At 80.2% G+C, this 12727-nt stretch carries 10 protein-coding genes and 1 pseudogene; 3 read left to right on the forward strand and 8 right to left on the reverse strand.

Features of this window, described 5'->3' with window-relative positions; all coding sequences use genetic code 11:
- The 5 genes and pseudogenes from D5H78_RS19865 to menE form a co-directional block, all read right to left on the reverse strand.
- Positions 1–186 (reverse strand): annotated as a pseudogene (locus D5H78_RS19865) (alkaline phosphatase D family protein); the annotation flags it as partial.
- A 132-nt stretch (positions 187–318) separates the two neighbouring features.
- Entirely contained in the window at positions 319–3312 is a 2994-nt protein-coding gene (locus D5H78_RS16245) for a helix-turn-helix transcriptional regulator (RefSeq protein ID WP_218566712.1), read from the reverse strand.
- Between the two features lie 110 nt (positions 3313–3422).
- On the reverse strand, positions 3423–4295 hold the full coding sequence (locus D5H78_RS16250) for a 1,4-dihydroxy-2-naphthoate polyprenyltransferase (protein WP_119951566.1): 873 nt from the start codon (positions 4293–4295) through the stop codon (positions 3423–3425).
- A 59-nt stretch (positions 4296–4354) separates the two neighbouring features.
- Positions 4355–5485 (reverse strand): amidohydrolase family protein, encoded by a 1131-nt coding sequence (locus tag D5H78_RS16255; protein ID WP_119951567.1) that lies wholly within the window; start codon positions 5483–5485, stop codon positions 4355–4357.
- Positions 5478–6653 carry an o-succinylbenzoate--CoA ligase gene (gene menE / locus D5H78_RS16260; protein ID WP_119951568.1) on the reverse strand — a complete coding sequence of 392 codons (1176 nt, stop codon included), beginning with the start codon at positions 6651–6653 and terminating at the stop codon, positions 5478–5480. The genes D5H78_RS16255 and menE overlap by 8 nt, the downstream gene beginning before the upstream one ends.
- Positions 6654–6721: 68 nt before the next feature.
- On the opposite strand from menE, the gene D5H78_RS16265 reads away from it, so the two are divergent.
- Entirely contained in the window at positions 6722–7408 is a 687-nt protein-coding gene (locus D5H78_RS16265; protein WP_119951569.1) for a dienelactone hydrolase family protein, read from the forward strand.
- A 16-nt stretch (positions 7409–7424) separates the two neighbouring features.
- Here D5H78_RS16265 and D5H78_RS16270 read toward each other — a convergent pair whose 3' ends face one another.
- Complete coding sequence (locus D5H78_RS16270) at positions 7425–8429, reverse strand: flavin-containing monooxygenase (protein WP_218566713.1); 1005 nt, start codon at positions 8427–8429, stop codon at positions 7425–7427.
- Between the two features lie 16 nt (positions 8430–8445).
- Entirely contained in the window at positions 8446–9345 is a 900-nt protein-coding gene (locus tag D5H78_RS16275; protein ID WP_119951571.1) for a 1,4-dihydroxy-2-naphthoyl-CoA synthase, read from the reverse strand.
- Positions 9346–9362: 17 nt separating this feature from the next.
- On the opposite strand from D5H78_RS16275, the gene D5H78_RS16280 reads away from it, so the two are divergent.
- Positions 9363–10346, forward strand: coding sequence for an o-succinylbenzoate synthase (locus D5H78_RS16280; protein ID WP_218566714.1), 984 nt, complete (start codon positions 9363–9365; stop codon positions 10344–10346).
- Positions 10343–12109 (forward strand): 2-succinyl-5-enolpyruvyl-6-hydroxy-3-cyclohexene-1-carboxylic-acid synthase, encoded by a 1767-nt coding sequence (gene menD, locus D5H78_RS16285; RefSeq protein WP_119951572.1) that lies wholly within the window; start codon positions 10343–10345, stop codon positions 12107–12109. Before D5H78_RS16280 ends, menD begins: the two co-directional genes overlap by 4 nt.
- Before the next feature lie 127 nt (positions 12110–12236).
- On the opposite strand, the gene D5H78_RS16290 is transcribed toward menD, so the two are convergent.
- Positions 12237–12470, reverse strand: a complete 234-nt coding sequence (locus tag D5H78_RS16290) for a hypothetical protein (RefSeq protein WP_119951573.1) — start codon at positions 12468–12470, stop codon at positions 12237–12239.
- Positions 12471–12727: the final 257 nt, after the last annotated feature.

The following is a 12727-nucleotide window of genomic DNA, read 5'->3' on the forward strand; positions in this document are numbered from 1 at the left end:
GGGGTCCCCGGAGGCCACCCCGAGGGTGAACGGGTCACCGACCAGCCGCCGCGAACGCGCACCCGCACCAGCAGCGGCTGTGGCGGGCGTGGAGGCACCGGCGCCCAGCGCGGCCGCACCGGCGGCGCCGGCACCGGCGACCAGGAAGCCGCGACGGGACAGGGCGGGGAGGGGGGTCTGCTGCACGGGAGGTTCCTCCGGCTCGGCGAGGGGCTACGGCCGAGGACTCTGGCGCGGTGCCGGGAACGCCCGCTTCCTCCCCGGGTCAACACGGGGCGAACAGCTGGCGACACGCAGCGCGACGAGTGGCCCGCGGCCTCAGAGCAGCCCGCGCCGGTGCGCGGCGCCCACCGCCTCCGCGCGGCTGGCGACGCCGAGCTTGGCCAGGATGCGCGAGACGTGCACGCTCGCCGTCTTCTCGCTGATCCGCAGCCGGCTCCCGACCTGCCGGTTGGTGAGGCCCTGCGCGACGAGGGCCAGCACCTGCGCCTCGCGCGCCGTGAGCGGACCGGCCGCCGGCGCCGGCGCCGGTGCCTCGACCGGCGCCAGCCGACCCCGGCGCAGCAGCGCCTCCACCGCGCGGCGCAGCGGCTCCGCCCCCAGCGCGCGCGCCTCGCGCAGCGCGGCGGTGCCCTCGCGCGCCGCGGCCTCGCGCTCGCCCGCCTCGAGCAGCGCCTCGGCGAGCCGCCAGCGGGTGCGGGCGGTCTCGGGCGCGTGGCCGTACCCGAACGCCTCGAGCGCCGCGCGCCACGCCGGGACCGCGGCCGCCGGGTCGACGAGGCGCGCGTGCTCCGCCTCCGCCCGGCGCAGCCACGCCCGGCCCTCGGGCCCGAGCCGGCCGGCCCGCGGGCGCCCCCGCTCCGCGGTCGTCCGGGCCCTCAGCAGCAGCGCGTCGCCCTGCGCCCGAGCCCGGGCCAGCGCCGCCGCGTCACCGCGGGTGCGGGCGCGGGCCGCCGCGTCGGCGAGGGCGGCCAGGCCGAGCGCGCACAGCCAGATGCCGCCCAGCGACCAGGCGCCCCACTCCCGCTCCACCGCGTCGAGCGCCTCCTGCACCACGTCGAGGGCCCCGGCGAGGTCGCCCTCGGCGGTGCGCCGGTCCGCCTCGCAGCCGCCGGCGATGAGGGCGATCTGCGGGTCGTGGTGCCAGGCGTCGCGCAGCCGCTCGACCTGCTCGGCCGCGTCAGGCGCGCCCCGGGCCACGGCCGCGTGCAGCCGGGCCGCGGCGAGGCGCGCCAGCACCGGGACGGGCGGGCGGTCCCCGGCCGGGCCGGCGAGGTCGGCCGCGCGCTCGCTGCCCGCGAGGTCCCCCGCCACGGCGAGCGCGACGACCTGCAGCACCCGCAGCTCGATGCCGTACGGGCTCCAGGCCAGGCCCAGGGCCGCCGAGCGCGGCACCCCCGCGGCGAGGGCGGCGAGCGCCCCGGCGACGTCCCCGGCGTACCACCGGTGGGCGGCCAGGCTGTAGTGGGCGCGGACCTCGGTCGTCGCGTCGCCGGCGGCGACCGCCCGCTCCAGCGAGGCCTGCAGGTGCCGGGCCGCGGCCGCGACGTCCCCGGCGCCCTCGTCGAGCACGGCCAGCGTCGCCAGCAGGTCGGCCTCGGCGTCCGGTAGCCCCTGCGCGCGCGCCACCTCCAGCCCCTCCTCGGCCGCCGCGCGGGCCTCGTCGTACCGCTCGAGGAAGAGCGCGACGCGCGCCAGGGCGGCGCGGGTCCAGGTGCGCGCCGCCGACGGCGGCCCGTCCTGCGCGAGCGCCTCGCGCGCGAGCTCGTGCGCCTCGGCGTCGTGCTCGGCGTCGGTGAGGTGGTGCACGAGGACGTAGCGCGCCGCCACCGCGGCGGGCGAGCCCGCGGGGGCGCGCTCCGCGGCGTCGCGGGCGTGCGCCACCGCGCGCTCGGGCTCGCCGCAGCGGCTGGCCAGCGCCGCGGCCACGAGCGCCAGGCGCAGGCCCTCGTCGGCGGGCCCGGCGAGGACGACCGGGCGCAGCCGCTCCTCGAGCCGGCCCAGCGGCGCGCGCAGGGCGTCCCGCGCCGCCGCGGCGGGGACCGCGGGCAGCAGCTCGAGGGCCTGCTCGACCTGGCGCAGGGCCTCGCCCGGGGCGAGCAGCGCGGCGGCCTCGTCGGCGGCGCGGACCGCCGCGACGAGGGCGAGCGGCAGGTCGCGCGCGGCGAGCGCGTGGTGCGCCAGCTCCGCGGCGGCCACCCCGGCGCCCGCCGCGCCCTGCAGCGCGGCGGCGAAGGCGGCGTGCCGGCGCACCCGCTCGCCGGGGAGCAGGTCGCCGTGCACCGCCTCCTGCAGGAGCGCGTGGCGGAAGGCGTACCCCTCGCCGTCGGCCACGAGCACCTGCCCCGCCACCGCCTCGCGCAGCGCGGCCTCGAGCTCCACGGCCGGGGTGCCCGCGACGGCCTGCAGCAGCGCGTCGCCCACCCGCCGGCCGGCGACGGCGACGGTGCGCACCACCTCCTGCGCCGGCGCGGGCAGCCGCTCGACCCGGGCCAGCAGCACGTCGGCCAGGCCGTCGGGGAGCGGGCCCCCGGTGCCGCCGGAGCGGGCCGCGAGCAGCTCCTCGGCGTAGTACGCGTTCCCCTCGCTGCGCCGTGCGACCTCGGCCAGCAGCCCGCCCGGCAGCGGGCCGCCGTGCAGCGCCGTCAGGTGCTCGCGCAGCTCGTCGTCGTCGAACGGCGGCACCTCGAGGTGCTCGACGACCGGCAGCCGGCGCGCCTCGGCCAGGAGGGGGCGCAGCGGGTGGCGCCGGTGCAGCTCGTCGGTGCGGTAGGACGCCACGACCAGCACCCGCTCGTCGGCGAGCCGGGCGCCGAGGAAGCGCAGCAGGTCGAGCGTGGAGCCGTCGGCCCAGTGCACGTCCTCGAGCTCCAGGAGCACCGGCGCGTCGGCGCCCGCCTCGCCGAGCAGGCCCGCGACGGCCTCGAAGAGCTGCAGGCGCACCGCCCCGTCCTCGGGCCCGGGGGCCCGGTCGCCGCCGGTCAGCCGCTGCGCCGCGGGGTGGCGCGCCAGGGCCTGCGCCAGCGCGGGCCGGGCCGCCGACGCCGCGGCGAGGCCGCGCAGGGCCTCGACCACGGGCAGGTAGGGCAGCCCGGCGCCGCCGAGGTCCACGCAGTGCCCGACCAGGACCGCCGCACCCTCGGCCCGGGCCCGGTCGGCGAGGGCCCCCAGCAGCCGCGTCTTGCCCACGCCCGCCTCGCCCCCGACGAGCACGAGCCCGGCCCGCCCCCCACGGGCGGCGCGGAGCCCGGCCGCGAGCCGGGACAGCTCCCGCTCGCGGCCGACGAGCGGGGTCGCCCCGGGCCGCGGCACGCGCAGGATCGTGCCACCGCCCCCCGGCACCCCGCACCGGCGTTCCCGCCGCGCCCCCGCACGATCACCGCAGGCGCTTCCTGCCGTGGTCGTGCGGGGAGGGCGGGCGCTCAGCCGAGGGCGAGCCCGAGGCCGAGCAGGAGGCCGTACGCGAGGAGGAGGCGGCCGGTGCCGCCGAGCACCGGGACGAGGTCGCGCCCGGAAGCGCCCGCGAGCACGGCGCGCACCGGGCGCACCGCCAGGGCGAACGGGACGAGCCCGAGCAGCGACCAGGGCGAGAGGACCCCGGCGGCGAGCACGACGAGGGCGGCGACCGCGACGAGCGCGGCGTACAGGACGCGGGTGCGGGTGTCGCCGAGCAGCACGGCGAGGGTGCGCTTGCCGGCCACCGCGTCGGTGGGGATGTCGCGCAGGTTGTTCGCGACGAGCACCGCGCAGGCCAGCGCCCCGCAGCCGACGCCGCCGAGCACCTCGGCGGCGTGCAGGTCGAGCGTCTGCACGTAGTTCGTGCCCACGGTCGCGACGAGGCCGAAGAACACGAAGACGCTGACCTCGCCGAGGCCGGAGTAGCCGTAGGGGCGGCTGCCGCCGGTGTAGTACCAGGCGGCGGCGATGCAGGCGGCGCCGACGAGCAGCAGGGCCCAGGCGCCCGAGGCCACCACGAGGGCGAGCCCGGCGACCGCCGCCACCGCGAAGCTCGCGAGGGCCGCCCGCTTCACCGCGGCCGGGGCCGCCGCCCCGGAGCCGACGAGCCGCAGGGGGCCGACCCGGTCGGCGTCGGTGCCGCGCACGCCGTCGGAGTAGTCGTTGGCGTAGTTGACGCCGACCTGCAGCGCGAGGGCGACGACGAGGCAGACGCCCGCCCGCCACCAGACGGCGCCGTCGACGTGCACGGCCGCGCCGGTGCCGACGGCGACCGGGGCGACCGCCGCGGGCAGGGTGCGGGGGCGGGCCCCCTCGACCCACTGGGCGGCGGTGGCCATGCGGCGCGGTGCTCCTGACGTGCGGCGGCGGCGGACCGCCCCAGTCTGCCGGGTGCGCGTCAGGGGGCGGGTACGGCGGTGGCGGCCGCGCCGGGGAGGGCCCGCCCGCGGAGCACGACGAGGCGCGGGCGCTGCAGGACCCGCACGTCCTCGCGCGGGTCGGCGTCGAGCACCACGAGGTCGGCCGGGTCGCCCTCCTCGAGCCCGGGGTGCCCGAGCCACGCGCGCGCGTCCCACGTCGCGGCGGCGAGCGCCGCGCGCGTCGGCAGGCCGGCGCGGACCAGCTCCGCGACCTCGTGGGCGACGATCCCGTGCGGCAGCGAGCCCCCGGAGTCCGACCCGGCGTAGACCGGCACGCCCGCCTCCCACGCCGTGCGGACGGTGTCGTACCGCCGGGCGTGCAGGCGGCGCATGTGCGCGGCGTAGCGCGGGAACTTCGCCTCGCCCCGCGCGGCGATGCCCGGGAACGTGCCGATGTTGACGAGCGTCGGCACGATCGCGACGCCGCGGTCGACGACGAGCCGCAGCGTCTCGTCGGTGAGCCCGGTGGCGTGCTCGAGGCAGTCGATGCCGGCCTCGAGCAGGTCGCGCAGCGCGTCCTCGCTGAAGGTGTGCGCCGTGACCCGCGCGCCCTCCTCGTGGGCGGCCGCCATCGCGGCCTCGAGCGCGTCGCGCGGCCACAGCGGGGCCAGGTCGCCGAGGTCGCGGTCGATCCAGTCGCCCACGACCTTCACCCAGCCGTCGCCCGCCCGCGCCTGCTCGCGGACCGTGGCCGCCAGCTGCTCCGGCTCGACCTCGTGGGCGTAGCCGCGCAGGTACCGCCGGGGGCGCGCGATGTGCCGCCCCGCCCGCACCAGGCGCGGCAGGTCCTCGCGCCCCTGCACCCAGCGGGTGTCGGCGGGGGAGCCCGCGTCGCGCAGCAGCAGCGCGCCGGTGCCCCGGTCGGTGAGCGCCTGCTGCTCCGTCGTCGCCTCGTCGACCGCGCCGTGCGCGGCGAGGCCGACGTGGCAGTGCGCGTCGGCGAGGCCGGGCAGCACCCACCCGTCGACCGGCTGGACGCGCCGCGCGGGGAGCGCCGGGCGCTCGTACGTGACCCGGCCCCCGACCACCCAGGCCTCGGGCCGGACGTCGTCGGGGCCGACGAGCACCCCGCCGCGGACGTGCAGGACCTCGGCGCCGGAGTCAGCCACGGTCCGGCATCCTGCCAGCCGCGAGCAGGGCCGCGACGGCGCGCCGGTCCGGCTTGCCGACCCCGAGCAGCGGCAGGGCGGGGACGACGGCGAGCGCGCGCGGGGCCGCCGCCCGGCCCAGGCGGCCGGCCACGAGGGCGCGCAGGGCGTCGAGGTCCGGCGGGTCGCCCGCCGTGGCGACGACCGCCACCCCGACCACCTGCCCCCACTCCGGGTCCGCCAGCCCGGCCGCGCACGCCTCGCGCACGCCCGGGTGCTCGGCGACGACCGCCTCGACCGCGGCCAGCGGCACGTTCTCCCCGCCGCTCACCAGCACGTCGTCGGCGCGGCCGAGCACCTCCAGGCGCCCGTCCGCGCCCCACCGCCCCAGGTCGCCCGTGGTGAACCGCCCGCCGTGCAGCACCTGCGCGGTGAGGTCGGGGCGCAGCCGGTAGCCCGCCATGAGCACCGGCCCGGCGAGGGTGATCCGCCCGTCGGCGCGCAGCGCGACGTCGACCCCGTCGAGCGGTGCCCCGTCGTAGACGCACCCGCCGCACGTCTCGCTCATCCCGTACGTCGTCACGACCCGCGCCCCCGCGTCGCCCGCCCGCTCGAGCAGGGGGCGGGCGGCGGCGGCGCCGCCGACGAGCACCGCGTCGTACGTCGCGAGGGCCCGCCGCCCCGCGGCGTCGTCGAGGACGCGCCCGAGCTGGGTGGGGACGAGGGACGTGAGGCGCGGCCCGCCGCCGAGGCGGTCCGTCGCCGCGGCGAAGCCCGCCGCGGTGAAGCCGCCGGCGAGGTCCTGCACCACCGGCGCGGTCCCGGCGAGCGCCGACCGGCAGAGCACCTGGAGCCCCGCGACGTGGTGCAGCGGCAGCGCCAGCAGCCAGCGCCCGGTGCCGACGCGGGCGGCCGTCGCGGCGCCGGAGGCGCGCAGCGCGGCGGCCGTGAGGACGACCCCCTTCGGCCCGCCCGTCGAGCCCGACGTCCCCACGACGAGGGCCGCACCGGGGTGCTCGAGCGGCTCGTCGGGGCGTACGGCGTCCAGGAGGGCCCGCGCGGCCGCCGGCTCCGGCGGCAGGGCGAGCAGCGCCGGCCCGCCGTCGAGGGCGCGCGCGACGGCGGCGAGGGCGGCGCGCGGGTCGCGGGGGAGCTCGGCGAGGGGCGGCGCGGGGGGCGCGGGCGGCACGGCGGACCAGCCTAGGTCGGGACGGATCGGGGTAGGCCGGGCGGGACGAGCTCGAGACGGGAGACGACGTGGCCGACGGCGCGCAGCAGAACACGACCTTCCCCAGCGGCGGCACCACCGCCCACGGCTACCTGGAGCTGCCCGAGTCCGGCAGCGGCCAGGGCGTCGTGGTGGTCCAGGAGTGGTGGGGCCTCACCACGCACGTCGCGGACGTCGTGCGCCGCCTGGCCGCGGAGGGCTTCGTGGCGCTGGCGCCGGACCTCTACGGCGGGGCGACGACCCACGACGCCCCCGAGGCGATGCGCATGATGCAGGAGCTGCCGCCCGAGCGGGCCGCGCGCGACCTCGCGGGCGCGGTCGACCACCTCGTCGGGCACCCCGCGGTGACGTCCCCGACGGTGGGCGCGATCGGCTTCTGCATGGGCGGCGGCTTCGTGCTGTCGCTCGCCGCGCAGCAGGGGGAGCGCGTGTCGGCGGCGGTGCCGTTCTACGGGCTGCCGCAGGGCGCGGACCTCACCGCGATCCGCGGCGCGGTGCAGGGCCACTACGGCGAGCAGGACGGGAGCGTCCCGCTCGACGCGGTGCGCGAGGCCTTCGCGACGATGCGCGGCGCCGGGGTCGAGGCCGAGCTGCACACGTACCCGGCGGGCCACGCGTTCTACAACGACGAGGACCTCATCGGCACGTACGACCCCGAGCAGGCGGGGATCGCCTGGGGGCGGGCGGTCGCGTTCCTGCGCGACCACGTGCGCTGACCCCGGCCCCGCGTGGTCATCGCGCGAGCACCCGCCGCGCCACCCACGCGGCGTCGTGCCCGACGAACCCGAGGAGCGCCGAGCCGCGCATGCGCATCCCCGGGAGCCCGAGCACGTGCAGCCCGGGCACCGGGACCGCGCCGCGCTCGTGGACGAGGCGGCCGCCGCGCACCGCGCCGGGCACGTCGAACCAGCCGTGCTCGGTGCGCCAGCCGGTGGCCCAGACGACGGCGTCGGCCTCGACCGGCCCGTCGGCGAGCTCGACGACCCGCCCGCGGGCCGCGACCGCCCTCCCGCGCAGCGCCAGTTCGCGGCCCAGGGCGCGCCACGAGGGCCCCACGACGACGTCGGGGATGCGCGGGCCCGGCGCGTCCGAGGGGCGCGTGACGAGGCCGGTGCGCGTCAGCCACCAGTAGAGGTCGCGCCCGAGCGGGCGCTGCGGCACGCGGCGCAGCCGTCGGCCGACGGCGACCGTGACGACCCGCCCGGCGCGCGCGAGCTCCAGCGCCACCTGCAGGCCGCTGTTGGCGGCCCCGACGACGAGCACGCGCCGCCCCGGCACGTCGGACGGGCGCCGGTACGCGCCCGTGTGCAGGTGCGGGACGTCCAGGCCCGCGGCGAGCGCCGGGACGCGCGGGACCTGGAACGGCCCCGTGGCGACGACCACCTGGCGGGCCCGGACCGTGCCCGTGGGGGTCTCGGCGGCGAAGCCGCCCGGTGCCGGGGCGAGCCGGTGGACCGGCGTCCCGGTCCGCACCGGCAGCCCCTGCGCGTACGCCGCGAGGTAGCCCGCCACGGCGTCCTTGCCCGGGTACGACCCGCGGGGCGCGGGGAACGCCCGCCCGGGCAGCGCGTCGTGCTCGGCGGAGGTGAAGAGGCGCAGCGAGTCCCACCGCGCGCGCCAGGAGTCGCCGACGGCGCCGGCGGCGTCCACGAGCAGCAGGTCGGCCCCGCGGTCGGCCAGCGCCCGGCCCACGGCGAGCCCGGCCTGGCCGGCGCCGACGACGAGCACGTCGAGCACCGGCCCCACCTCCCGGTCAGTAGTAGTACGGGAAGCCGGACCAGTCCGGGGCGCGCTTCTCGAGGAACGCGTCGCGGCCCTCGACCGCCTCGTCGGTCATGTACGCCAGCCGGGTCGCCTCGCCGGCGAACACCTGCTGGCCGACCATGCCGTCGTCCACCGCGTTGAAGGCGTACTTGAGCATGCGCTGCGCCGTCGGCGACTTGCCGAGGACCGCGCGGGCCCACTCGACGCCGACCCGCTCGAGGTCCTCGTGCGGGACGACCTCGTTGACCATGCCCATGCGGTGCGCGGCCTCGGCGTCGTACTCGCGGCCGAGGAAGAACACCTCGCGGGCGAGCTTCTGGCCGACCTGCCGGGCGAGGTACGCCGAGCCGTACCCGCCGTCGAAGGAGCCCACGTCGGCGTCCGTCTGCTTGAACCGGGCGTGCTCGCGCGAGGCGAGGGTGAGGTCGCAGACGACGTGCAGCGAGTGCCCGCCGCCGGCGGCCCAGCCGGGCACCAGGCAGATGACGACCTTGGGCATGAACCGCACGAGCCGCTGCACCTCGAGGATGTGCAGCCGCCCGGCGCGGGCGGGGTCGACGGTGTCGGCGGTCTCGCCCGCGGCGTACTGGTAGCCGGCCCGTCCGCGGACGCGCTGGTCGCCGCCGGAGCAGAACGCCCAGCCGCCGTCCTTCGGCGACGGTCCGTTGCCGGTGAGCAGGACGCACCCGACGTCGGGGGACCGCCGGGCGTGGTCGAGCACCCGGTAGAGCTCGTCCACGGTGTGCGGGCGGAAGGCGTTGCGCACCTCCGGCCGGTCGAACGCGACCCGCACGGCACCGAGGTCCACGTGCCGGTGGTAGGTCACGTCGGTGAGGTCGAAGCCCTGCACCGCCCGCCAGGAGCCTGCGTCGAAGAGGGGGCTGACCACGGCCCTAGGCTAGTGCGGTGAGCGAGGCGCCCGGTCAGCCCGGTCAGCACGTGTGGGCGCTCCCGATGCGCACCCGCTTCCGCGGCCTGCTGGTCCGCGAGGGGGTCCTGCTGCGCGGGCCGGCCGGGTGGGGCGAGTTCAGCCCGTTCTGGGACTACGGCCCGCGCGAGTCCGCGCCCTGGCTGCGGGCGGCCCGCGAGGCGGCGTACGACGGCTTCCCGCCGCCGGTCCGCGACCGGGTGCCGGTCAACGCCACCGTCCCGGCGGTCGGTCCCGAGCGCGCCCACGAGGTCGTTGCGCAGTCCGGCGGCTGCACCACGGCGAAGGTGAAGGTCGCCGAGCCCGGGCAGGGCGAGGCGGACGACCTGGCCCGGCTCGAGGCGGTGCGCGACGCGCTCGGCCCGGCCGGGCGGGTGCGCATCGACGTCAACGGCCTGTGGGACGTCGACGAGGCCGTGCGGCGCCTGCCCGCGTACGACCGCGCGGCCGGCGGGCTCGAGTACGTCGAGCAGCCCTGCCGCACCCTCGACGAGCTCGCCCGGGTGCGCCGCGCCGTCGACGTGCCGGTCGCGGCGGACGAGTCGATCCGCCGGGCCGAGGACCCGCTGCTCGTGGCGCTCGCGGGGGCCGCGGACGTCGCGGTGCTCAAGGTGCAGCCGCTGGGCGGCGTACGGGCCTGCCTCGAGCTCGCCGAGCGCTGCGGCCTCCCCGTGGTCGTGTCGTCGGCGCTGGAGACGAGCGTGGGGATCGCCGCCGGCGTCGCCCTCGCCGCGGCCCTGCCCGAGCTGCCGTACGCCTGCGGGCTCGCCACCGTCCAGCTGCTGCGGCACGACCTCGTCGACGACCCGCTGCTGCCGGTCGACGGGGCCCTCGCGGTGCGCCGCCCGCAGCCGTCCCCGGCGCGGCTGGCCGAGCACGACGCGGGGGTCGACGCGGGCTGGCGGTGGCGCCAGCGCCTGGACGCGGTCGGGCGCGCCGCCGCCGGGGGCGGCGCCGCGTGAACCCGTCGACCGCGCTCGCCCGGGTCCTCGTCGACGAGCTGGTCCGCGGCGGCGTCCGCGAGGTCGTCCTGTCGCCCGGCTCGCGCAACGCCCCGCTGTCCGTCGCCCTGCACACGGCCGACGCCGCGGGGGCCCTGCGCCTGCACGTGCGCGTCGACGAGCGCTCGGCGGGCTTCCTCGCCCTCGGGCTGGCCAAGGCCTCGCAGGTGCCGGTCCCGGTCGTCTGCACCTCGGGCACGGCGGTGGCGAACCTGCACCCGGCCGTCCTCGAGGCCTCGCACGCCGGGGTGCCGCTCGTCGCGGTGACGGCGGACCGCCCGGCGGAGCTGCGCGGCACGGGGGCGAACCAGACGACCGAGCAGCCCGGGGTGTACGGCGCCGCGGTGCGCCTGGCCGTCGACCTGCCGGCGCCCGAGGCGCGCGCGGGGCAGGTGGCGCCGTGGCGCGCCACCGTCTGCCGCGTCCTGGCCGCCGCGGCGGGCGAGCTCGACGACGACCCGGGCCCGGTGCACCTCGACGTCGCCTTCCGCGAGCCCCTGCTGCCCGACGGCACCGACGCCTGGCCCGAGCCGCTCGACGGGCGCGCCGACGGCGGGCCGTGGACCCGGGTGTCCATCGCCCCGCCGGTGTGGACCGGCCCCTTCGACGGCCCGCGCGCGCTGGGCACCGGGCTCGAGCGCACCCTCGTCGTCGTCGGGGACGCGCCGCCGGAGCTGGCGCGCGACGCCGGGCTGCTGGCGCAGCGGCGCGGGTGGCCGGTGGTGGCCGAGCCGAGCGCGGGCGTGCCGCAGGCGCTGGCGCACGGCCCGCTGCTGCTCGGGGCGGAGGCGTTCGTCGCGGCCGAGCGCCCGCACCGGGTGCTCGTCGTGGGCCGCCCGACGCTCGCCCGCCCGGTGCAGCGGCTGCTGCGCGACCCCGAGGTGGTCGTCGAGGTCGTCACGTCGTCGCCGCGCTGGGCGGACCCGGGCGCGGTCGCGACGGCCGTGCACCACCCCTCGTGGGTCGCGGCGGGCCTGCGCGAGCCCGCGGAGCCGCCGCCGGGGGCGTGGCGCCCGCTCGCCGGCGACCCGGCGGTCGCGGACGCGGCGTGGGCCCGGCGCTGGCAGGAGGCGGCGGCGTCGGCCGCGCGCGCGGTGGCGCAGGTGCTGGACGACGCCCCGCTGAGCGGGCCGGCGGTGGCGCGCGCGCTCGTCGAGGCGCTGCCGGACCGCTCGCTGCTCGTCCTGGGCTCGTCGAGCCCGGTGCGCGACGTGGACCTCGCCGCGGCGCCGCGGGAGGGGCTCGCGGTGCTCGCGAACCGGGGCCTCGCGGGCATCGACGGCACGGTGTCCACCGCGCTCGGGGCGGCCCTGGCGCACCGCGGCCCGGCGTACGCCCTGCTCGGCGACCTCACCCTCCTGCACGACGCGAACGGCCTGGTCCTCGGGCCGCAGGAGCCGCGCCCGGACCTCGTCCTCGTCGTCGTCAACGACGACGGCGGCGGCATCTTCACGCAGCTCGAGCAGGGCGCGCCCGAGCACGCCGCCGGCTTCGAGCGGGTCTTCGGCACCCCGACCGGCGTGGACCTCGAGGCGCTGTGCCTGGCGCACGGCACGCGGTACGAGCTCGTGCGCGACCTCGACGCCCTGCGCGCCGCGCTCGCCCCGGCCCCCGGGCTGCGCCTCGTCGAGGTGCCCGTGGACCGCTCGGCCACCCGCGCCCTGCACGCGCGGCTCCGCGCCGCCGTCGCCGCGGCCGTCTCCCCGCCCGGCTGGTGCTCGTGACCACGTGAGGCACCCGTACGGGTGCCCCGCGAGGCCAGGAGGCCTCGTGGGGCACCCGTGCGCCTCGTCCGGCGGCACCGGACGAGGCACCGGCACCGGTCGGGCGCGGGTCGGGGTCGAGGGCCCCTCAGTGGCGGCGGAACGCGTACGCGCGCCGCCCGCCGCCGGCGGGGGAGGTGCTCGGGTGCCCGGCGGCGCCCTCGCGCCGGTGCCCGCGCCCGCCCCGCCCCGCGGGGGCGGGTGCGGCGGCCAGGCCCGGCAGCACCGGGCGGTCGGGGCCCGGGGCGGGCCGGGCGTCGGGAGCGGTGGGGGTGAGCGTGAGCTCGGTGGTGGGCAGGTGCGGGACGGGACGGGCAGCCATGCGGGCCTCCTCGGGCAGCGAGGACGGTGCGGCAGCGCCGGCGCCCGCCGGGGCGGGCGCTGCGCGCGGGGGAGCGCCTGGGGCGCGGGGGCGCCGCGCCGTCCCGGGCCCGGTGGTCGGGCCCGCAGGGACGTGCGGCGCGGTGCGACGAGCGGTGCGGGTCACCGGCCTGCGCGCCGGTGCCGGTCGGGGCGGTGGCCTCACGCCCCCGGGTGGCTCAGCTGATCATGCGCAGGACCGTACGCCCCGCCCGGCGC

This window comes from Vallicoccus soli (assembly GCF_003594885.1).
GTDB lineage: Bacteria > Actinomycetota > Actinomycetes > Motilibacterales > Motilibacteraceae > Vallicoccus > Vallicoccus soli.

What these genes read in the sequence shown, in the direction of transcription:
- D5H78_RS16290 (WP_119951573.1), bottom strand. Translation starts at nt 12,470, where the DNA reads ATGGCTGCCCGTCCCGTCCCGCACCTGCCCACCACCGAGCTCACGCTC.
- D5H78_RS16250 (WP_119951566.1), bottom strand. Translation starts at nt 4,295, where the DNA reads ATGGCCACCGCCGCCCAGTGGGTCGAGGGGGCCCGCCCCCGCACCCTG.